Consider the following 20547-nt stretch of genomic DNA (forward strand, 5'->3'; position numbering starts at 1 on the left):
GGAGTCGTGCCATGAAGGCAGCGATGTACTACGGCAAGGAAGACATCCGGGTCGAGGAGGTGGACGAGCCCGAGACGCGCCCCGGCACCGTCAAGATCGCACCCGCCTTCAACGGCATCTGCGGCAGCGACCTGCACCTGTACCACGACGGTCCGATCCCGCCCGCGCCCTCGACCGACCAGCCGCATCCGCTCTCGAAGGAGACGCTGCCGGTCGTGATGGGCCACGAGTTCTCGGGCGTCGTCGAGGAGCTCGGAGAGGGCGTCGACGGCCTCGAGGTCGGCGACCGCGTCGTCGTCGAGCCGCTCATGGTCGACGGCACGTGCCCGGCCTGCCAGGCCGGCAAGTACAACCTGTGCGAGCAGATGGGCTTCATCGGCATCTCGGGGCTCGGCGGCGGGCTGAGCGAGCGCATCGTCGTGGATCGCCGCTGGGTGCACCCGGTCGGCGACCTGCCGCTCGACCAGGCGGCGCTCATCGAGCCGCTCGCCGTCGCGCTGCACGCGGTCAAGCACGCGGGCGCGGAGGAGGGGCAGACCGCCGTCGTCGGCGGCGCGGGCCCGATCGGCCTGCTCGTCGCCGCGGTGCTCAAGGCGAAGGGCCTCCGCGTGATCGTCTCGGAGATGTCGACCGCCCGCCGCGAGAAGGCGCGCGAGACGGGCGTGGCGGATGTCGTGGTCGACCCCGCGAAGGAGGACCTCGCCGAGGTCGTGCGCACCGAGACCGAGGGGCGCGGCGCGGAGGTCGCGTTCGACGCGGCCGGGGTCGCCGTCGTCGTGACGCAGCTGCTCGACGTGCTCGGCCCGGGCGGCCGGCTCGAGATCGTCGCGATCCACACGAAGCCGTACGAGCTCGACATCACCGCGGGCCTCACGATGCAGGACCGCGTGATGGGCGCCTCGATCGGCTACGCGAACGACCACGCCGAGGCGATCGAGCTGGCCCGCAGCGGTGCCGTCGACCTCGCCCCCTTCATCACCGGGCGCATCGTCGTCGACGACATCGTCGAGCAGGGCTTCCGGCAGCTCATCGACAACAAGGAGCACGAGGTCAAGATCCTCGTCTCGATGCGCTGAGCTCGCGCGCTTGAAGCCCCCGCCCGTGCGGCGGGGGCTCTTGCATGCCCGCGACACGCCGAAGGATCCTTTTCGAAAGAGTCCTTGCGAAGTGGGTGCTTTGAAAGTATCGTTTCAGATGTCGGCACAGGAACCGATCGCACCGCCGACACCGACTGAGGAGGGATCCCCATGGGACGCACCGAACGCATCCGCCACCGCATCGGCGTGCGCGTCGAGGAGCGGCACCGCGCCGGCCTCGAGGCCGAGCGCGCCGTGCGACGCTTCGAGCGCATGCGCGCCGAGGCCATGAGCCAGCGTGGTTGGATCTGATCGTGGCTGAGGAGACCGACGTGCAGGGAGCGGCCGAGCAGGCCGCTCGGCGGAAGGCGGACATGCCCGACCTCCGCTCGAGCGACCCCGCGCTGCTGCGGGCGCTCGCGCACCCCCTGCGCGTCGAGATCCTCTCCGTGATCGACGAGCTCGGCGAGGCGACCGCGACCCAGATCGCGGAGCGCGTGGGCGAGAGCCCCTCGAACTGCTCGTTCCACCTGCGCACGCTCGCCAAGGTCGGCTTCATCGAGCGCGGCGAGGCGCAGGGCACGTCGAAGCCGTGGCGCGCCGTGCATCGCAGCCGCGACCTCCGGCCCGACCCGGCCGACCCCGCCTCGATCCGCACCTCCGCCACGATCGGCGCGCTCTACGTGCAGCACGAGGCCGCGCGCGTCGTCGACTTCTTCACGAAGCACGGCGCCGAGGGGGAGTGGATCGAGGGCACGACCGTCAACCTCTCGGCCTTCTGGGCCACGCCCGCGGAGCTCAAGGAGCTCGCCGAGGAGATCGCGAAGCTCACCGAGCGCTTCCACGGCCGCGAGGACGACGAGTCGAGCCGCCCCTCCGGCAGCCGCAAGGCGCACTTCTTCGCCACCTTGAACCCCGACCTCGACGGCGAGCCGACGCCGTAGCGGCGCGCTCCCGTCGAGCAGTCCACCCCGCCCGCACTCGCCTCCCGGCGCGCGATGGCGCGCGCCCGCGCAAGGAGCCCCGCGATGACGACCGCCGCATCCGACCTCGACACCCGCAAGCCGCCGTCGCCCATGCGGCGGCCCGCCTACCGCCGCCTCATGGCCGGCTGGGTCGCGACGAACCTCGGCGACAGCGCCCTCTATCTCGTGCTCGCGATCTGGGTGCGGGAGCTCACCGGCTCCGACGCGGCCGGCGCGCTCGTCTTCCTCTTCATCGGACTGCCGGCGCTGCTCGCGCCGTTCGCCGGCCAGCTCGCCGACCGCGTGCACCGCCGGCCGCTGCTCATCGGCACGAACCTCGGCACCGCCGCCGTCGTGCTGACGCTCCTGCTGGTGCAGCGCGCCGAGCACGTGTGGCTCATCTACGCCGTGACCTTCGGCTACGGGCTCGCCGCCTACCTGACCGCCGCCGCGCAGTCGGGGCTCCTGCGCGACCTGCTGCCCGACGAGGAGCTCGCCGGCGCCAATGGCATCTTCACGTCGATCGACAACGGCATGCGCATCGTGAGCCCCGCGCTCGGCGCCGCGCTCTACGTCGCCGCCGGTCCCGCCGCGGTCGTCGTGCTGGCCGCGGCTGGCTTCCTGACGATGGCGGTGCTGCTCACGACCATCCGCATCAAGGAGTCGGAGCCCGAGCCGCGCCTCGAGGGCGAGACGTACTGGCACGAGCTCTCGGGCGGCTTCCGCGCGCTGCTCGCCGACCCGCTGCTGCGGCTGCTGACGATCGCGACGGCGCTCGGCTTCGGCATCACGGGGCTCCTGAACGCGACGATCTTCCCGCTCGTCGAGCACGGGCTGCAGGAGGGACCGGCGGCGCTCGGTCCCGCGCAGGCGATCCAGGGCGTCGGCGCGCTGCTCGGCGGCCTCTGCTCTGCGGCCGTGCTGCGGCGGCTCGGCGAGCGCCGGCTCGTCGCCGCGGGGCTCGCGCTCCTCGGGCTCGGCACGGTCGTCGCGTTCGTCGCGGTGCAGTGGCCGCTCGCTGAGGCGTGGATGCGCTGGGGCGCGATGGGCGGGGCGCAGGCGCTCATCGGGTTCGGCGTGCCGTGGATCATCGTCGGCGTCGTGACGCTGCGCATGCGCCTCACGCCCCCGCGCCTGCAGGGCCGCACGTCGGCGGCGCTCAACGTCTCGATCAACGTGCCGCAGATGCTCATGCTCGCGCTCGGCAGTGCCCTGCTGACCGTCGTCGACTTCCGCTGGCTCGTCGCGGCCGCCGCGGCCGGCGTGCTCGTCGCGGCGCTCGCGGCGTGGTCGGGCCGTCGCCTCGACGCCCCGCCCGCGCCTTCCGTGCCGCAGAGTTCCGGCACTCTGTCGTCCTGACGCATCCAGATCGCAGAGTTCCGGCACTCTGCGGGGAGCAGGCGGGCGTGCGGCTCTCGGGGCGCGCATAGCAACGCGCGGCAGAGTGGCGGCATGACGACGCTCAGCGACTTCCAGGCAGAGGCCCTCACGGGCGAGCAGGTCGACCTGAAGGACTTCGAGGGCAAGGTCGTGCTGGTCGTCAACACCGCGAGCCAGTGCGGGCTCACGCCCCAGTTCGAGGGGCTCGAGCAGCTCTACCGCGAGCTGCAGGACGAGGGGCTCGTCGTGCTCGGCTTCCCCTCCGACTCCTTCAAGCAGGAGCACGACTCGGTCGACCAGATCGCCGAGGTGTGCCAGAAGAACTACGGCGTGAGCTTCCCGATGTTCGCGCCGATCGAGGTCAACGGACCGTCGACGCATCCCGTCTTCCAGTGGCTGAAGGACGAGAAGAAGGGGATGCTCGGGGGCGCGATCAAGTGGAACTTCACGAAGTTCCTGGTCGGCCGGGATGGCCGCGTGATCGAGCGCTTCGCCCCGACGACGACGCCCGCCGAGCTGCGGCCGCAGGTGGAGCAGGCGCTCGCCGCGTAGCTGAGGGGCGTCAGTCCAGGCGCTCGATGATCGTCGCGTTCGCCATGCCCGCACCCTCGCACATCGTCTGCAGGCCGAAGCGACCGCCGCTGTGCTCGAGCTCGTTCACGAGCGTCGCGAGCAGCCGCGTGCCGGACGAGCCGAGCGCGTGGCCGAGCGCGATCGCGCCGCCGCGCGGGTTGAGCCGGTCGAGGTCGGCGCCCGTCTCGCGCAGCCACGCGAGCGGCACCGAGGCGAACGCCTCGTTGACCTCGAACGCGTCGATCTCGTCGATGCGCATCCCGGCGCGGTCGAGCACCTTCGCGGTCGCCGGGATCGGGCCGGTGAGCATCATGATCGGGTCGTCGCCGACCACCGAGAACGCGACGAAGCGGGCGCGCGGGCGAAGGCCCAGCGCATCCGCCTTCTCCCGAGACATGATGAGCGCCGCCGAAGCGCCGTCGGTGAGCGGCGACGAGCTGCCGGGCGTGATCTTCCACTCGATCTCAGGGAACCGCTCCGCGTAGCGCGGGTGCTCGAACGAGGGCGCGAGGCCCGCGAGCCCCTCGCGCGTCGTCGACGCGCGCACGGTCTCGTCGCGCCGGTGCTCGCCCGCGGGCGTCGCGATCGGCATGACCTCGCCGTCGAAGCGGCCGTCGGCGGCGGCCGCGGCGGCGAGCTCGTGCGAACGCGCCGAGAAGTCGTCGAGCTCGGCGCGGCTGAAGCCCCACCTCGCCGCGATGAGCTCGGCCGAGATGCCCTGGTGCACGAGCCCGTCGGGGTAGCGCTCCGCGAGCCTCGAGCCGTGGATGTCGCGCTCGATCGCGGCCGTGCCGAGCGGCAGCCGGCTCATCGACTCGACGCCGCACGCGATGACGACGTCCTGCGAGCCGGCCATGATCGCCTGCGCGGCGAACGTCGCCGCCTGCTGGCTCGAGCCGCACTGCCGGTCGATGGATGTCCCGGGCACGTGCTCGGGGAAGCCCGCGGCGAGCAGGGCGTTGCGCGTGACGTTGCCCGACTGCTCGCCGACCTGCTGCACGCAGCCGCCGATCACGTCGTCGACGATCGCGGGGTCGATGCCCGTGCGCGCGACGAGCTGCTCGAGCACGCTCGCGAGCAGGTCGACGGGGTGCACGCCGTGCAGCGCCCCGCCCGGCTTGCCCTTGCCCGACGCGGTGCGCACCGCGTCGACGATCACTGCCTCACGCATCCGTCATCCCCTCCGTCGTGGCCGCGGTCGCTACGCCTTCGAGCGCTTCGCGATGTCGCGCGCGATGATCTCCTTCATGATCTCGGTCGTGCCGCCGTAGATCGTCTGCACGCGCGAGTCGCGGAACGCCCGCGAGATGGGGAACTCGTCCATGAAGCCGTAGCCGCCGTGCAGCTGCAGGCTGCGCGTGATGACGCGCTGCTCGAGCTCGGTCGCCCACCACTTCGCCTTCGACGCGTCGACGGTCGTGAGGTGCTGCTCGCCCAGCGCGACGATGCAGCGCTCGACGTAGGCTCGCGTGACGTCGAGCTCGGTCTCGAGCTCGGCGAGCGTGAAGCGCACCGTCGGCAGGTCGCCGACCGCGCCGCCGAACGCCTGCCGCTGGAAGACGTACTCCCGGCCCCAGTCGTAGGCGGCCTCGGCCGACGACAGCGCGCCGCAGGCGATCGACAGCCGCTCGCGCGGCAGCCGCTGCATGAGGTAGACGAAGCCCTGGCCCGGCTCGCCGACGACGTTCTCGGCGGGGATGCGCACGTCCTTGAAGAACAGCTCCGCGGTGTCCTGCGCGTGCAGGCCGAGCTTCTTGAGCTTGCGGCCGCGCTCGAAGCCTGCCATCCCGTTCTCGACGAGGAAGAGCGTGAAGCCGCGCGAGCCGGCGGCGGGGTCGGTGCGCGCGAAGACGAGCACCTTGTCGGCGTGGAAGCCGTTCGTGATGAACGTCTTCGAGCCGTTGAGGATCCAGTCGTCGCCGTCGCGCACGGCGTTCGAGTGGATGCCCTGCAGGTCGCTGCCCGCGCCGGGCTCCGTCATGCCGATCGCGCCGATTGAGGTGCCGGCGGCCATCGGCGGCAGCCAGCGCTCGAGCTGCTCGGGCGTGCCGAGGTCCATGAGGTAGGGGAGCACGATGTCGTCGTGCACGCCGAGCGTCGCGTTGACCGAGGCTGCGCCGATGCGGGCGAACTCCTCGCTGATCACCATGCGGAAGCGGTAGTCGTCGACGCCCATGCCGCCGTGCGCCTCGGGCACGGCGATGCCGATGAGGCCCGCCTCGCCCATGAGCGGGTAGAGCTCGTCGCCGATCATGCCCGCCTCCTCCCACTTGGCGTAGTGGGGCGCGATGTGGCGGGCGGTGAACTCGCGCACGCTCTCGCGGAACGCGTCGTGCTCGTCGTCGTAGAAGCTGGAGCGCATCGTGACCTACCTCGCTGCCATTCGAATGGAGCCGTCGAGCCGGATGGTCTCGCCGTTGAGCATGGGGTTCGCGACGATCTGCGTGACGAGCAGCGCGTACTCCTCCGGCTTGCCGAGCCGGGCCGGGTGCGGCACCTGCTGGCCGAGCGAGGCCTGCGCCGCCTCGGGGAGCCCCTTGAGCATCGGCGTCTCGAACAGGCCCGGCGCGATCGTCATGACGCGGATCTGCAGCGCCGCGAGCTCGCGCGCGAGCGGCAGCGTCATGCCGGCGACGCCCGCCTTCGACGCCGAGTAGGCGGCCTGCCCGATCTGGCCGTCGAAGGCGGCGACGGATGCGGTGCTCACGATCACGCCCCGCTCCTCACCGATCGGCTCGAGCGCGGCCATGCGCTCGGTGGCGAGGCGGATGACGTTGAACGTGCCCACGAGGTTGATGTCGATGACGCGCTGGAACACGTCGAGCGGGAACACGCCGCGCTTGCCGAGCACCTTCGCGGCGTCGGCGACGCCGGCGCAGTTCACGACGAGGCGCAGGTCGCCGAGCTCGGCGGCGACGTCGAGCGCCGCCGCGACGGCGGCCTCGTCGCGCACGTCGGTCGCCGCGAAGCGCGCGCCCTCGAGCTGCTCGACGGCCTCGGCCTGCGGGGTGCCGCCGAGGTCGGCGACGACGACCTTCGCGCCGGCGGCGAGCAGCGAGCGCGTGGTCGCGAGGCCCAGCCCCGATGCTCCGCCGGTGACGAGGGCGACCTGCCCGGTGATGTCCATGCGCACCTCTCGCGGCGCCGCCATCGGCACCATCGCCCCTGAACCTAGCGACCGCATCCGCCGTTCCTCAACACGCTGTGGGATGTCACAGCCGGGGGTGGCGCGCCGCTCGGCCCCAGTGGTAGATATGTGGACGTCCATCGAACTGGCTGGACGCGCAAGCATGCGACGAGGAGGTCGTGCCGTGAGCACCGCCAGCCTGACCCATCCCGCCGAGTCGGCCTCGGCGATCAGCGCCGAGGAGCGCGCCGCGCTCGTCGAGGCGGTGCGCGACTTCGCCGACGCGCGCCTCGCGCCGTTCGCGAACCAGCGCGACGCCGACCACGAGTTCCCCGTCGAGACGCTCCGCGAGGCGGGCTCGCTCGGCCTCGGCGCGATCGTCGTGCGGGAGGACGTCGGGGGATCCGGCCTCGCCCGGGTCGACGCATCCGCGATCTACGAGGAGCTCGCGCGCGGCGACATCGCGGTCGCGGCCTACATCTCGATCCACAACATGGTCGCGTGGATGATCGACACCTTCGGCACCGACGAGCAGCGCCGCGCGTGGCTGCCGGGGCTGTGCTCGATGGAGCAGCTCGCGAGCTACTGCCTCACCGAGCCCGGCGCGGGCTCCGACGCCGCGGCGCTCGCGACGAGCGCCGTGCGCGACGGCGACGACTACGTGCTCACGGGCACGAAGCAGTTCATCTCGGGCGCGGGCAGCTCGGCCGTCTACGTCGTCATGGCGCGCACGGGCGAGGCCGGCCCGCGCGGCATCTCGGCGTTCATCGTGCCGGCCGATGCGCCCGGCCTCTCGTTCGGCCCCGACGAGCACAAGATGGGCTGGAACGCGCAGCCGACGAAGCAGGTCATCCTCGATGGCGTGCGCGTGCCCGCCGCCAACCGGCTCGGCGTGGAGGGCGACGGCTTCGGCATCGCGATGCGCGGCCTCAACGGCGGCAGGCTCGGCATCGCCGCGTGCTCGATCGGCGGCGCGCAGTTCGCGCTTGAGCGCACGATCGCCTACGTCAAGGACCGCTCGACGTTCGGTGCCCCGCTCGCGACGCGGCAGCACGTCATGTTCCAGCTCGCCGACATGGAGACCGAGCTGCAGGCAGCGCGGGCGCTGCTCGTGCAGGCGTCGGCGAAGCTCGACGCGAAGGCGGCCGACGCGCCCGCCGCGTGCGCGATGGCGAAGCGCTTCGCGACCGACGCGGCGTTCACGGTCGCCGATGAGGCGCTCCAGCTGCACGGCGGCTACGGCTACCTGCACGAGTACGGCATCGAGCGCGTCGTGCGCGACCTGCGCGTGCACCGCATCCTCGAAGGCACGAACGAGATGATGCGCATGATCGTCGGCCGCTCGCTGCTGGGCGCTCGATGACGGGCGGGCACGTGCGCACCGAGCACGTCCGCACGGAGCTGCGCGGCGCGCTCGGCGTCATCGTGCTCGACCGGCAGCCGGCGCTCAACGCCCTCACGCACGAGATGGTGCTCGGGGTGGCGGATGCGCTGCGGCAGTGGGCGGACGACGCGCGCGTCGAGCGCGTGGCGATCACGGGCGCGGGGGAGCGGGCGCTCTGCGCGGGCGGCGACGTCGTCTCGCTCGTGGACGACATCCGCGCGACGGGCGGCGAGGGCGCCGGCCGCTTCTGGCGGGACGAGTACGCGCTCAACGCCGCGATCGCGCGCTACCCGAAGCCGATCGTCGCGATCCAGCACGGCATCGTGCTCGGCGGCGGCGTCGGCCTCTCGGGGCACGCGAGCCACCGCGTCGTCACCGACTCGACGCGCATCGGCTTCCCCGAGGTGACGATCGGCTTCGTGCCGGACGTCGGCGCCACGTGGCTGCTCACTAGGCAGCCCGGCGAGCTCGGCACGCGCGCCGCGCTCACCGGCGACCACTTCGGCGCCGCCGACGCGATCCTGCTCGGTCTCGCCGACACCTACGTGCCAGAGCGCCGGCTCCCCGAGCTCCTCGCGGCGCTCGAGGCCGCGGAGCCCGACGAGGCGATCGGCCGCTTCGCCGCCGAGCCGCCCGCGGGCCGGCTCGAGGGCGAGCGCGCCGTCGTCGACGAGGCGCTCGCGGGCGACGACGTGACGGGCGCGCTCGAGCGGCTCGACGCATCCGGCCCCGAGGGGCAGGCGATCGCTGCCACGATCCGGAAGCGCTCGCCCTTCGCCGTCTCCGTGACGCTCGCGGCGCTGCGCCGCGCGCGCGGCCTGCCGAGCCTCGAGGCGGCGCTCGTGGAGGAGTACCGCGTCTCGCGCGCGACGACGCTGCAGCCCGACTTCGCCGAGGGGGTGCGGGCGCAGCTCATCGACAAGGATCGCGCGCCGAAGTGGCGTCCTTCCTCGCTCGCGGGCGTGACGCCTGCCATGGTGGAGGCGAGCTTCGCAGCGCCGCCGGAGGGCGACCTGCAGCTGCCCGCCGTCACCGAGCACGAGGAGCACGCATGAGCGAGCACGAGACCATCCGCGTCGAGCGGCAGGGCCGCGTCGCCTGGATCCACCTCGACCGGCCCGAGGCGCTCAATGCGCTCAACGCGCAGCTCATGCGCGAGGTCGTCGCGGTCGCGAAGGAGCTCGACGCCGACGACGGCGTCGGCGCGATCGTCGTGACCGGCTCGGAGCGCGCCTTCGCCGCCGGCGCCGACATCAAGGAGATGGCCGCGAAGACGACCGCCGAGATGCGCGCCGACGGCCACTTCGACGCGTGGCTCGAGTTCGCGAGCGTCGAGACGCCGGTCATCGCCGCGGTCTCGGGCTACGCGCTCGGCGGCGGCTGCGAGCTCGCGCTCATGTGCGACATCATCCTCGCCGCCGACACCGCGACGTTCGGGCTGCCCGAGGTGGGCCTCGGCGTCATCCCCGGCATCGGCGGCACGCAGCGGCTCGTGCGCGCCGTCGGCTACCCGAAGGCGGCCGAGATCATCCTCACGGGGCGGCGCGTCGGTGCCGAGGAGGCCGAGCGCATCGGGCTCGTCTCGCGCGTCGTGGCGGCGGATGCGCTGCTCGAGGAGGCGGGGAAGGTCGCCGAAGGCATCGCGGCGAAGTCGCTGCCAGCGCTCCGCGCCGCGAAGGCGGCGATGGACGCGGCCCTCGAGCTGCCGCTCGCCGAGGGCCTCGCGTTCGAGGCGGAGCGCTTCACGGGCCTGTTCGACACGGCCGACCAGAAGGAAGGGATGGCGGCGTTCAGTGAGAAGCGCGAGCCGAGGTTCCAGCATCGCTGACGATACCCGTTGGTCGAGTAGCCGCCGAAGGCGGCGTATCGAGACCCCTCGCTCCCGTCTCGACGCGCGCCCTGCGGGCGCTGCTCGACGAGCGGGTGACGGTGAGGGTTACAGCGGCTCCGCCACCGGCCGCGGGTCCTCGAAGTCGCCCGCGCGCTTGCGCATCCGCGCGATGAGCCGCACGAGCTCCGCCGCGTCCTCGTCGTCGATGTCGAGTCCCGTGAAGGCGCGCTCGTTGAGCGCGACCGTCGCCCGCTCGACGAGCTCGCGCCCCGCATCCGTGATCGCCAGCACCGTCGCCCGACCGTCGGTCGGGTGCTGCTCGCGCATCACGAGCCCGTCGCGCACGAGCCGGTCGACCGTGCTCGTCACGCTCGTCGAGTGCACCTGCAGGCGCTTGACGGCCGACTTCATCGGCAGCCGACCGTCGCGCGTGAACGCGAGCAGCCGCAGCACCTCGAAGCGCGCGAACGACAGCGAGAAGGGGCGCAGGGTCGCTTCGACCGGCGCGACGAGCAGCTGCTGCGCGCGGTTCACCGAGGTCACGAGCGTCATGCCCGGGACGGCATCCGTCCAGCCGTGCTCGATCCACTGGCGGCGGGCCTCGGCGATCGGATCCATGGGCATCGGCCTGCTGTTCGTCGGCCTGTGCGGCATCGGCTCCTCCTCCTCGATCACCGTACCGTTGCCTCAGCACCCCACCACGAAGGGAACCGCTCGATGAAGATCGTCGTGCTCTTGAAGCCCGTCCCCGACACGTACGGGCAGCGCGTGCTCGACCTCGAGACCGGCCTCGCCGACCGCGCGGCGAGCGAGACGGTCATCGACGAGATCGGCGAGCGCGCGCTCGAGGCGGCGCTGCGGCACGCCGAGCAGGCGGGCGACGTCGAGGTCGTCGTGCTCTCGATGGCGCCGGCGGACTCCCAGTCCGCGCTGCGCAAGGGGCTCGCGATGGGCGCCGCCTCGGCGGTGCACGTCGCCGACGAGCGGCTCGCGGGCGCCGACTACGTGCGCACCGCCGAGGTGCTCGCCGCGGCCCTGCGGAAGACGGGCTTCGACCTCGTCATCACGGGCGACGCGTCGACCGACGGCACGGGCGGCGTGATGGCGGCGATGCTCGCCGAGCTGCTCGACGCCCCCGGCATCACGCGGCTCGAGTCGCTCGAGATCACGGCGGATGCGGTGCGCGGCACGCGCGCGACCGACGGCGGGTCGATGGTCGTCCAGGCGGCGCTGCCGGCCGTCGTCTCGGTGACGGAGGCGCTGCCCGACCCGCGCTTCCCGGCGCTCCGCGGCATCATGAACGCGAAGAAGAAGCCGGTCGAGCAGCTCACGCTCGACGACCTGCCGCTCGACGAGGTCGGTGCGGCGCTCGACGAGACGGCCTCGCCGCGCTCGATCATGCTGTCGGTCGCCGAGCGGCCGCCGCGCTCGGCGGGCACCATCATCACCGACGAGGGCGACGCGGGCGAGCGCATCGCGGCCTTCCTGGCCGAGCGGAGGCTCGCGTGAACCCCATCCTCGTGCTGCTGCCCGCCGCCCCCGCGGGCGGCCTCATCGCCGGCACCGCCGAGGCGATCGGCGCGGCCGCCTCCATCGGCACGCCGATCGCGGTCGTGACCGGGCCCGCGGATGCGCTGCCGGAGCTCGCCGAGCAGGCCGCGTCCTTCGGCGCGGTGCGCGTGCACACCGCGGTCGTCGAGGGCCCCGAGCTCGGCGCGCCCGCGGCAGATGCGTTCGAGGCCGCCGCTCGGCTCGTGCAGCCCGAGCTCGTGCTCGTGCCCGCGACGGTCGAGGGCCGCGAGGCGGCCGGCCGGCTCGCCGCGCGGCTCCGCGCCCCGATCGCCGCCGACATCGTCGGCGTCACGCGCGACGAGCAGGGCGTCGTCGTCCGCCACTCCGTCTACGGCGGCGCGTACGACGTCGAGTCCGCCGCGACCTACGGCCCGCTCATCGCGACGATGCGGCTCGGCTCGATCGACGACCGCGCCGAGGCGGCGACGCCCGACGTCCAGCCCCTCGAGGTCACCGCATCCGGTCGCCGCGCCGCCACGATCGAGCGCTTCGAGCCGGTGACGCAGGTCTCGACGCGGCCCGACCTCCGCACGGCGAAGCGCATCGTCTCGGGTGGTCGCGGGCTCGGCTCGAAGGAGCAGTTCGCGCTCATCGAGCAGCTCGCCGACACCCTCGGCGCCGCGGTCGGCGCCTCGCGCGCCGCGGTCGACGCCGGCTACGTCGACCCGAGCGCGCAGGTCGGGCAGACCGGCACGTCGGTCTCGCCCGACCTCTACCTCGCGGTCGGCATCTCCGGCGCGATCCAGCACCGCGCCGGCATGCAGACGGCGAAGACGATCGTCGCGATCGACCGGGATGCGTCGGCCCCGATCTTCGAGATCGCCGACCTCGGCGTCGTGGGCGACCTGTTCACGATCGTGCCGCAGCTCACCGCGGCGCTCGAGGCGCGGAAGGGCTGACGGTGGAGCGAGCGGTGGCGGTGCGCCGGGGGCTCCCGCGCGTGCCCGGCGGCGAGCCGTGGCCGCCGGTGTCGGACGTCGCCGTGGCCGCGGGCGGCGAGTCTTCGCCCGCGCCTTCGTCGAGCAGCGCGCCCGCCCTCTCTCGCTCGTCGAGCAGCGCGCCCGCCCTCTCCCGGTCGTCGAGTAGCGCGCATAGCGCGCGTATCGAGACGGATCCGCCGCCGCCTCCCGCTGCCGCGGTCCCGGACGTCGCCGACGCGGCACCGGAGCCCGCTCCCGTCGCCTCGCAGTCGGCGGCAACCACGTCGATCCGCCGCGGCTTGCCCCGCGTCGCTGGCGGGGAGCCGTGGCCGCCCGTGACCGGTGCGGCCGCGGCCACCGCGGCGCCCGTCGAGCAGTCGACCGCCGAGCCGGCGCGCGGGCCCGCCCCGCTGGGTGGTATCGATTCGTCGCCTGCCGCCCCCGCCGAGCGGCACATCGGTACCACCCCTGCTGCTGACGCCGCGTCGGGTGGTACCGATTCGTCGGCTGCCGCTCCCGTCGAGCGGCACATCGGTACCACCCACGACGCCGGCGCCGCGATCCGCCGCGGGTTGCCGCGCGTGCGCGGCGGTGAGCCGTGGCCGCCCGCCGGCGCCGCCGCGTCGAGGAGCGCGCAGAGCGCGCGTATCGAGACGGAGTCGGCGGGTCTCGATACGCCGCCTGCGGCGGCTACTCGACCAGCGGAGGTGGAGGCGCCTGCCTCCACCCGTTCGTCGAGTAGCGCGCGCAGCGCGCGTATCGAAACGGAGCCGGCGGGTCTCGATACGCCGCCTGCGGCGGCTACTCGACCAGCGGGGGTGGAGGCGCCTGCGGCGGCTACTCGACCAGCGGAGGTGGAGCCGCCTGCCCCCACCCGTTCGTCGAGTAGCGCGCAGAGCGCGCGTATCGAGACGGAGGCGAGTGGTCTCGATACGCCGCCTGCGGCGGCTACTCGACCAGCGGAAGGTGCGGCGACGGCTCGACCAACGCCGGCGGCCAAGCCGACCGCCGCTGCGACGAAGCCCGCGGCCGCAGCCGCCGCTGCCGCCCCGTCGATGCGGCCGGTGACGCCGCGCCAGTGGATCGCGACGGGCGTCATCGTCGCGCTCGCGATCATCGGCCTCGCCACGATCGTCGTCGCGATCGCGCGATGGTTCGTCGGCCTCGAGCCCGTCGCGGCGTTCATGCAGCAGTACTCCGGCACCTACGACCTGCCCGAGGGGGCGCCCGTCGGTCTGCCGCCGTGGCTCAACTGGTCGCACTTCTTCAACTCGCTGCTCATCGTGCTCATCATCCGCTCGGGCCTGCAGGTGCGGTACGAGCGGAAGCCCGACGCCTACTGGACCCCTAAGCGCGGCGGGAAGAAGACGTCCCTCTCGGTCTGGCTCCACACGAGCCTCGACGTGCTCTGGGTCGTGAACGGGCTCGTCTTCGTCGTGCTGCTGTTCGCGACCGGTCAGTGGATGCGGATCGTGCCGACGAGCTTCGAGGTCTTCCCGCACGCAATCTCCGCGGGCCTGCAGTACGTCTCGCTCGACTGGCCGACCGAGCACGGCTGGGTGAACTACAACGCGCTCCAGCAGCTCGCCTACTTCACCACCGTGTTCGTCGCCGCGCCGCTCGCGATCATCACGGGCATCCGCATGAGCCGCTGGTGGCCGCAGGGCAAGGCCGGCCTCGATCGCGCCCTCCCGGTCGAGTGGGCGCGCGCCGTGCACTTCCCCGTGATGCTCTACTTCGTCGTCTTCATCGTGCTGCACGTGCTGCTCGTGCTCACGACCGGGGCGCTGCGCAACCTCAACCACATGTACGCCGCGCGGGAGGCCGACGACTGGCTCGGCTTCGCGCTCTTCGCGGCCTCGCTGCTCGTCATCGCCGCCGCGTGGTTCGCCGCGCGGCCGTCGCTGCTCGTGCCGATCGCGCAGCGCTTCGGCACCGTTTCCTCGCGTTGACCCGCCCGGGGTCCGCCGGGGGTCATCCCCCAGGCGGATCCCGGGACGGCCGGGTGGTCGCGGCAGCCGCTCCCGCCTAGCGTTGCTCGCATGACCGTCCCCAACCCCGCACAGGGCCAGGCGATGCAGCAGGCTCCGGCCCAGCAGCCGTACGTGCCGCCCCTCGCTCCGACGCAGCCGACGACGCCCCGCCCGCCGCTGTCGAAGGCCGACGCCCACCGCGCCCGCCTCGCCGGCGGCATCGGCGGCGGCATCGCGTGGCTCGGCCTCGGCATCTCGCAAGCGGCGATCCTCCTGCTCGCGCTGCCCTTCATCGTCGGCGCAGTCATCTTCGGCGTCGGCTTCGCCCTGAGCGACGGCGGCCCGAGCGCGACCGGCGGCGTCTGGCCGCAGCTCGGCGACTGGCTCGGCTCCGCGGGCGGCATCGCCGTCATCGCCGCGATCCCGCTCGGCGTCGTCGTCTGGCTCGTCGGCCTCTGGATCAGCGCACGCATGCTGCGCCGCGGGGGTGTGCACCGCCCCGTCGGCGTCACGTGGGCGGGCTTCGGCATCGCCGCGGCCGCGAACATCGTGCTCGGGAGCCTCGGCTCCGTCACGATCGGCCCGATGCTCGGCGGCTTCCCCTTCCTCGGCGGGCCGAACCTCGACCTCGACCCGAGCGACTCCGACTGGGGCGCGCAGGGCTGGAGCGGCGACCCGGGCGACTTCGACCCGAGTGCGATCGACCCGAGCCTCCTCGAGCGCATCGCCGACCCCGGCCAGCTCGTCGCCCTCGCAGGGCCGTGGGTCGCGCTCGGCTCGCTCGCCTCGCTCGTCGTGCCGATCATCCTGAGCATCTTCGCCTGGTGGTGGATGGCGCACGCGCTCCGCGCTCCCGCCCGGCCGGAGGCCGACGCCACCACCTGAACGGCGGATGCGGCCGGTCACGGCAGGATGGACGGGTGACCGACGATCTCGAGACCCCGCACCGCCGACCGCTCTGGTCGCTCATCGGGATCGGGCTTTTCGCCGGGTTCCTCTCGGGCATGTTCGGGATCGGCGGCGGCATCGTCATCGTGCCGCTCCTCGTGCTCGCCGCCGGCTTCGAGCGCCGGCTCGCGGCCGGCACCTCGCTCGCCGCGATCGTGCCCGCCGCGCTCGTCGGCGTCGCGAGCTACGCGGCGCTCGAGCAGGTCGACTGGCTCGTCGCCCTCATCCTCGTGATCGGCTCCGTGACCGGCGCGCAGGTCGGAGCCCACCTGCTGCACCGGCTGCCGCTGCTCGCCATCCGCTGGGCGTTCATCGTCTTCCTCGCGGCCGTCGCGGTGAGCCTCTTCCTCGTCGTCCCCTCGCGCGAGGCGGAGCTCGAGCTCACGGTGCTGCCGATCATCGGGCTCGTCGCGCTCGGCTTCTGCACGGGCGTGCTCTCGGGCATCCTCGGCGTCGGCGGCGGCATCATCATCGTGCCGATGCTCATCCTGCTCTTCGGCCAGAGCGACCTCGTCGCGAAGGGCACGTCGCTCGCGATGATGATCCCGACCGCGATCTCGGGCACGATCGGCAACCTGCGCCGGAAGAACGTCGACTTGCGCTCCGCGCTCATCGTCGGGCTCTCGGCGTGCGTCACGACCGCGCTCGGCGCGGCCGCCGCCAATGCGCTCGACCCGCGCACCGCATCCATCATCTTCGCCGTCTTCCTCGCGGTGCTCATCGTGCGGCTCGTGATCGAGGCGGTGCAGTCGAGCCGCAAGCCATGATGCGCCGGCTCGTGCCGCTGCTGATCGGCACCCTCTTCACGGGCATCGGCGCGGCCGTGCTCGCGGCGATGCTCGCGGGGCGGCGGCGCTGGGCGCTCGACGTCGAGACGCTCGTGCTGCTCGTGCCGGCGGCGTTCGTCGTCGTCGGCGCGCTGCTCGGCGGCTTCGCGGTGCGGGGGATGCTGCGCGAGCGGCGACGGCGGGCGATGCCGCTCGCGGCGGCGCGGCTTCAGCCCGCGGCGGTGACCGGCGAGGGGCGCTGGGCGCTCGCGGACGTCGCGGGCGAGCTCGCCCGACGGCTCGTCGACAGCCCGTGCGCCGTGCATCACGCGGGCGAGCACGTCGAGGTGCGGTGGCGCGTCGGCTCGTGGGGCGAGGAGCGCTGCGAGCTGCGCGACGCGGGCGGGGGAGAGCTCGAGCACGCTGACGTCATCGAGACGCCGACCGCGATGCTGCGCCAGGGCGGTGGCTCGACCGTGCGCGTCGGCGCGCCGGGTCGGGCGCTCGCGTCGGCCGGCGCGCGCGAGGAGCTCGACACGCTCGAGCGGCTCGCGGTGCACGACGCGCTCGACGAGGCGCTCGCGGTGTCGGGGTGGCGGCGCCGCGGCTGAGGCACCGCGAGCGAGGGCTACTTCGCGATGTCGATCTGCTCGGTGGGCGGCGGCAGCGTGAGCGTGCCGGTGCGGCTCATGCGGTCGGAGCGGCGCACGCGGATCCACCAGATGGCGCCCACCGCGAAGGCCAGGAGGCAGGTGGCCGCCGCGACGAGGAGTCCCGCTCGGGGACCCCACGCATCCGCCACCCAGCCGACGATCGGGGCGCCGATCGGGGTGCCGCCCATGAAGACCGCGCCGTAGAGCGCCATCACGCGGCCCCGCATCTCGGGCGCGCTCGTGAGCTGCACCATCGAGTTGGCGTTCGTCATGAACAGCTGGGCCGTGAAGCCGGCGACGACGAGCGCGACGCCGAACAGCACGATGTGGGGCGAGACCGCCGCCGCGAGGCAGCCGAGGACGAAGAGGCCGAGGCCGCCGATGATGAGCGTCCAGCGGGGCCGCGCCGCGCGGGCGGCGAGCAGCGCACCCGAGACGGAGCCGATCGCCATCGCGCTCGAGAGGATGCCGAAGGTGTCGGCCTGCGCCTCGTACTCGACGCTCGTCATCGTCGAGATGTAGATGGGGAAGTTGAGCCCGAACGTGCCGAGGATGAACGCCATCGTGAAGACGATGAGCAGGTCGCCGCGCTTCTTCACGTAGCGGAAGCCCGCGACGATGTCGCCGAGCCCCTTCGCGCCGCGCGGGCTCGGCCGCAGCTCGTCGGTGCGCAGCCGCAGGAGCGCGACGATCATCGCGACGAACGTCACGGCGTTGATGAGGAAGACGGGGCCGGGCGCGACGAGCGCGATCAGGAGGCCCGCGACGGCCGGTCCGATCAGCCGCGCGCCGTGGAACGAGGCGGAGTTGAGGGCGACCGCGTTGGCGATGTCCTCCTGCCCGACGATCTGCGACACGAACGCCTGGCGCGCGGGGTTGTCGAACGACTGCACGATGCCGAAGGCGAGCGCGAACAGCTGCACGTGCCACAGCTCCACGACGCCCGCGGTGACGACGATGCCGAGGATGAGGGCGAGCACGCCCATCGCCGATTGGGTGACGAGCAGCACCTTGCGGCGGTCGTACTTGTCGGCGATGAGGCCCGAGACCGGCACGAGCAGCAGCTGCGGCCCGAACTGCAGCGCCATGTTGATGCCGACCGCGGTCGCGTCGTTGTTCGTCAGCACCGTGAGCACGGTCCACGACAGCGCGGTGGACTGCATCCACGCGCCGATGTTCGAGATGAGGGCGCCGGTGAACCAGGTGCGGTAGTTGAACAGTCGCAGCGACCGGAACATCATCGTTCGGCGAGCCTCTGGATGATCGGGATGGCCCGCGCGAGCGCCTCGCGGTCCTCGGGGCTCAGCGCCTCGATCGCCTCGGCGAGCGCGCGGTTGCGGCGCTCGCGCGTCTCGGCGATCATCTGCTCGCCCTTCTCGCTGATCGTGAAGAGCACCATGCGGCCGTCGCTCGGGTGGTCGCGGCGCTCGACGTAGCCGAGCGACTCCAGGTGCTGGAGCGTCTTGACCATGCTCGGCGGCTTCACGCCCTCGCACGCGGCGATGCGGGCGAGCGTGGGCTCCTCGACGACCTGCAGGGCGCCGAGTGCTGAGAGGTGGTGGAGCGAGAGCGCCTCGTCGACCCGCTCGGCGCGCATCCGCCTGCCCATGCGCACGAGAGCGACCCGGAAGGCGTCGGCGAGGGCGATGGTCGGCATTTCGTTAGTCTACCAAACGACCCGCCGAGAGGTCGACCGGGTCCGCGCACCGATCGGCGCGCGGGATGGGAGCGAGTCAGCCGTTCGAGGCGGCGGAGGCGGCGCTCGCGGAGTCGGCGGGCGCGACCGGCGCGGGGGCCGGCACGGGCTCGGGAGCCGACACCGCCTCGGCGGACGCGGGCGCCTCGGTGGGGGAGGGCGCGACGATGGTGCCCGCGGCGGCCTTCGTCTCCGGCGGCGCTCCCGCGCCCGCGCTCGCCCGGTCGCCCCGCAGCTCGATGCCCGCGACGGGCGCACCGGCCGCATCCTGCACCTGCATCGCGCTCGCGATCCCCATCGCGCCGACGCTGAGGCCCGCGAGGGTCAGCGCCCCCGCGGTGCCGACGAGCACCCACTGCTTCCGCTGCATGCCTCCAGCCTCGCCGGTCTCGGTGAGGGCAGGAGGACGCTCAGATGAGAGGGCTCTCATCTGCAGCCCAGCAGGATCTCGCGCCCGAGCGCGAGCTCGACCTCGGCGGTCTCGAGGTCGCCGCGCTCGATCGGCGCGAGCGCGTGCGCGAGCACGTGGACGGCCGTGCGGTGCACGACGCGCGCGAGCCCCGGGCGCCCGCGCGCGAGCCAGCGCGCGGCCGCGGCGTCGAGCAGCCGCCGGAAGCCCGCCGCGCGACCCTCGTCGCGCCGAGCGAGCGCGATCGACGCGATGAGGTGCCCGACGAGCGCCGCCTCGTCGTCGGCCGGGTCGCCGAGCCCCGCGGTGTCGATGTCGATGACGCTCGCGATCGCGCTCGCGTCGCCGGGGTCGACGAACAGCTGCCCGACGTGCAGGTCGCCGTGGATGGTGCGCCGCTTGGCCTCGTCGACGACGAGGGCGGATGCGTCGGCTCCCGTCACGATGCCCGTCACGGCGGCGAGGTGCTCGCCGAGCGCCGCCGAGGGAGCCGCCGCGGGGTCAGCAGCCGCCGCACGGGGCTGCTCCGCCCTGGCGAGCGCCGCGTCGATGCGGGCGAGGTACCACTCGTGCCGGAGGCCGAGCGAGGCGCGCGCGGCGCGGCCGGTGTCGACCGCCGCGATCCGCTCGCGCAGGGCGTCGATCGAGTCGAGCAGCCGCTCCGGCTCGAGCTCCGCGAGCCGCGACGCGAGCGGCACCCCGGCGGCCGTCTCGGTGAGCACGATCCCGAGCTCCGACCAGCCGGTGATGTGCGGGACGGGCACGCCGCCGGCCCGCAGGCTCTCCTGCAGCTCCACGATCGAGCCGGAGGCCGCGGGCCGCACGATCTTGAGGTACGTCTCCCGCTCGCCCGCGCGCATCCGGAACATGGCCCGCTTGCCGGGCCGGTAGACGAGCAGCTCGGGCGGGCGGTCGATCGAGACGCCGAGCCGGCCCATGAGGGTCGCGGCGGCCGCGGGGAAGGACGCGGGGGCGAGCGCGGGAAGGCGGGGGTCGGCGGGGTGGAGCCAGATGCGCGCGTCGGGGCGCTCGGGGTCGCCGAGCACGAAGCCCGTCTCGGCCTCCACCCGCTTGCCGGAGGTGTCGACGTACCAGTAGCGCGCCTGGGGGCCGCGCTCCTCGAAGCCCGTGAGCGCGCCGCCGCCGAAGGGCTCGCGGCTGATGATGCGCAGCTCGCCCTCCAGCTGCTCGCCGAGGGCGTCGCGCAGCATCTGCTCCTCGGCGCTCACGGCGCGCCCGTCGATCGCTGCATCCACACGGCCATTCGACCAGA

The 20547-nt window shown here is 73.3% G+C and carries 22 protein-coding genes; 14 read left to right on the forward strand and 8 right to left on the reverse strand.

Annotated elements, in window-relative coordinates:
* Window positions 1-11 precede the first annotated feature (11 nt).
* The 5 genes from H508_RS0104180 to H508_RS0104200 all read left to right on the forward strand — a co-directional run bounded on the left by H508_RS0104180 (window position 12) and on the right by H508_RS0104200 (window position 3973).
* Window positions 12-1076, forward strand: coding sequence for a 2,3-butanediol dehydrogenase (locus H508_RS0104180; protein ID WP_026373144.1), 1065 nt, complete (start codon window positions 12-14; stop codon window positions 1074-1076).
* A gap of 171 nt (window positions 1077-1247) precedes the next feature.
* Window positions 1248-1388: a hypothetical protein gene (locus tag H508_RS17340; RefSeq protein ID WP_156905978.1), complete on the forward strand. Its 141-nt coding sequence runs from the start codon at window positions 1248-1250 to the stop codon at window positions 1386-1388.
* A 2-nt stretch (window positions 1389-1390) separates the two neighbouring features.
* The gene (locus H508_RS16590; RefSeq protein WP_051222653.1) at window positions 1391-2020 is read left to right on the forward strand and encodes an ArsR/SmtB family transcription factor; all 630 of its coding nucleotides are present in this window, start codon (window positions 1391-1393) and stop codon (window positions 2018-2020) included.
* Window positions 2021-2104: 84 nt separating this feature from the next.
* Entirely contained in the window at window positions 2105-3400 is a 1296-nt protein-coding gene (locus H508_RS0104195; RefSeq protein ID WP_026373145.1) for an MFS transporter, read from the forward strand.
* Window positions 3401-3493: 93 nt separating this feature from the next.
* Window positions 3494-3973: a glutathione peroxidase gene (locus H508_RS0104200; protein WP_026373146.1), complete on the forward strand. Its 480-nt coding sequence runs from the start codon at window positions 3494-3496 to the stop codon at window positions 3971-3973.
* 10 nt (window positions 3974-3983) lie between these two features.
* On the opposite strand, the gene H508_RS0104205 is transcribed toward H508_RS0104200, so the two are convergent.
* Genes H508_RS0104205 through H508_RS17645 form a run of 3 tightly spaced genes read right to left on the reverse strand, consistent with a single transcriptional unit; the run spans window position 3984 to window position 7121 of the window.
* Complete coding sequence (locus H508_RS0104205; protein ID WP_026373147.1) at window positions 3984-5165, reverse strand: thiolase family protein; 1182 nt, start codon at window positions 5163-5165, stop codon at window positions 3984-3986.
* Window positions 5166-5195: 30 nt separating this feature from the next.
* A complete protein-coding gene (locus tag H508_RS17640) occupies window positions 5196-6356 on the reverse strand; it encodes an acyl-CoA dehydrogenase family protein (RefSeq protein ID WP_026373148.1) in 1161 nt (386 codons plus the stop codon).
* A 6-nt stretch (window positions 6357-6362) separates the two neighbouring features.
* Window positions 6363-7121, reverse strand: coding sequence for an SDR family NAD(P)-dependent oxidoreductase (locus tag H508_RS17645; protein WP_026373149.1), 759 nt, complete (start codon window positions 7119-7121; stop codon window positions 6363-6365).
* Window positions 7122-7305: 184 nt separating this feature from the next.
* On the opposite strand from H508_RS17645, the gene H508_RS0104220 reads away from it, so the two are divergent.
* The 3 genes from H508_RS0104220 to H508_RS0104230 are packed head-to-tail and all read left to right on the forward strand — an operon-like array spanning window position 7306 to window position 10333.
* Window positions 7306-8484 (forward strand): acyl-CoA dehydrogenase family protein, encoded by a 1179-nt coding sequence (locus H508_RS0104220; RefSeq protein WP_245569439.1) that lies wholly within the window; start codon window positions 7306-7308, stop codon window positions 8482-8484.
* Between the two features lie 11 nt (window positions 8485-8495).
* Window positions 8496-9560 (forward strand): 3-hydroxyisobutyryl-CoA hydrolase, encoded by a 1065-nt coding sequence (locus tag H508_RS14455; RefSeq protein ID WP_035254041.1) that lies wholly within the window; start codon window positions 8496-8498, stop codon window positions 9558-9560.
* Window positions 9557-10333, forward strand: a complete 777-nt coding sequence (locus H508_RS0104230; protein ID WP_026373151.1) for an enoyl-CoA hydratase-related protein — start codon at window positions 9557-9559, stop codon at window positions 10331-10333. Before H508_RS14455 ends, H508_RS0104230 begins: the two co-directional genes overlap by 4 nt.
* Before the next feature lie 108 nt (window positions 10334-10441).
* On the opposite strand, the gene H508_RS0104235 is transcribed toward H508_RS0104230, so the two are convergent.
* Window positions 10442-10990 carry a MarR family winged helix-turn-helix transcriptional regulator gene (locus H508_RS0104235; RefSeq protein ID WP_026373152.1) on the reverse strand — a complete coding sequence of 183 codons (549 nt, stop codon included), beginning with the start codon at window positions 10988-10990 and terminating at the stop codon, window positions 10442-10444.
* Window positions 10991-11053: 63 nt separating this feature from the next.
* On the opposite strand from H508_RS0104235, the gene H508_RS0104240 reads away from it, so the two are divergent.
* The 6 genes from H508_RS0104240 (at window position 11054) to H508_RS0104265 (ending at window position 17127) form a co-directional block, all read left to right on the forward strand.
* On the forward strand, window positions 11054-11845 hold the full coding sequence (locus H508_RS0104240) for an electron transfer flavoprotein subunit beta/FixA family protein (RefSeq protein ID WP_026373153.1): 792 nt from the start codon (window positions 11054-11056) through the stop codon (window positions 11843-11845).
* The gene (locus H508_RS0104245) at window positions 11842-12807 is read left to right on the forward strand and encodes an electron transfer flavoprotein subunit alpha/FixB family protein (protein WP_026373154.1); all 966 of its coding nucleotides are present in this window, start codon (window positions 11842-11844) and stop codon (window positions 12805-12807) included. The genes H508_RS0104240 and H508_RS0104245 overlap by 4 nt, the downstream gene beginning before the upstream one ends.
* Window positions 12808-13892: 1085 nt before the next feature.
* Window positions 13893-14780: a cytochrome b/b6 domain-containing protein gene (locus H508_RS17790; protein ID WP_026373155.1), complete on the forward strand. Its 888-nt coding sequence runs from the start codon at window positions 13893-13895 to the stop codon at window positions 14778-14780.
* A gap of 90 nt (window positions 14781-14870) precedes the next feature.
* A complete protein-coding gene (locus H508_RS0104255) occupies window positions 14871-15686 on the forward strand; it encodes a hypothetical protein (RefSeq protein ID WP_026373156.1) in 816 nt (271 codons plus the stop codon).
* A 35-nt stretch (window positions 15687-15721) separates the two neighbouring features.
* Window positions 15722-16516, forward strand: coding sequence for a sulfite exporter TauE/SafE family protein (locus H508_RS0104260; RefSeq protein ID WP_026373157.1), 795 nt, complete (start codon window positions 15722-15724; stop codon window positions 16514-16516).
* The gene (locus tag H508_RS0104265) at window positions 16513-17127 is read left to right on the forward strand and encodes a hypothetical protein (RefSeq protein ID WP_026373158.1); all 615 of its coding nucleotides are present in this window, start codon (window positions 16513-16515) and stop codon (window positions 17125-17127) included. Before H508_RS0104260 ends, H508_RS0104265 begins: the two co-directional genes overlap by 4 nt.
* Window positions 17128-17144: 17 nt before the next feature.
* Here H508_RS0104265 and H508_RS14465 read toward each other — a convergent pair whose 3' ends face one another.
* The 4 genes from H508_RS14465 to H508_RS0104285 form a co-directional block, all read right to left on the reverse strand.
* The gene (locus H508_RS14465; protein ID WP_051222662.1) at window positions 17145-18410 is read right to left on the reverse strand and encodes an MFS transporter; all 1266 of its coding nucleotides are present in this window, start codon (window positions 18408-18410) and stop codon (window positions 17145-17147) included.
* On the reverse strand, window positions 18407-18826 hold the full coding sequence (locus H508_RS0104275) for a MarR family winged helix-turn-helix transcriptional regulator (protein WP_026373159.1): 420 nt from the start codon (window positions 18824-18826) through the stop codon (window positions 18407-18409). The genes H508_RS14465 and H508_RS0104275 overlap by 4 nt, the downstream gene beginning before the upstream one ends.
* A gap of 76 nt (window positions 18827-18902) precedes the next feature.
* Window positions 18903-19235: a hypothetical protein gene (locus H508_RS0104280; RefSeq protein ID WP_026373160.1), complete on the reverse strand. Its 333-nt coding sequence runs from the start codon at window positions 19233-19235 to the stop codon at window positions 18903-18905.
* A gap of 56 nt (window positions 19236-19291) precedes the next feature.
* Entirely contained in the window at window positions 19292-20530 is a 1239-nt protein-coding gene (locus H508_RS0104285) for a phosphotransferase family protein (protein ID WP_026373161.1), read from the reverse strand.
* Between the last annotated feature and the right edge of the window lie 17 nt (window positions 20531-20547).

This window comes from Agrococcus lahaulensis DSM 17612, assembly GCF_000425105.1.
GTDB classification, from domain to species: domain Bacteria; phylum Actinomycetota; class Actinomycetes; order Actinomycetales; family Microbacteriaceae; genus Agrococcus; species Agrococcus lahaulensis.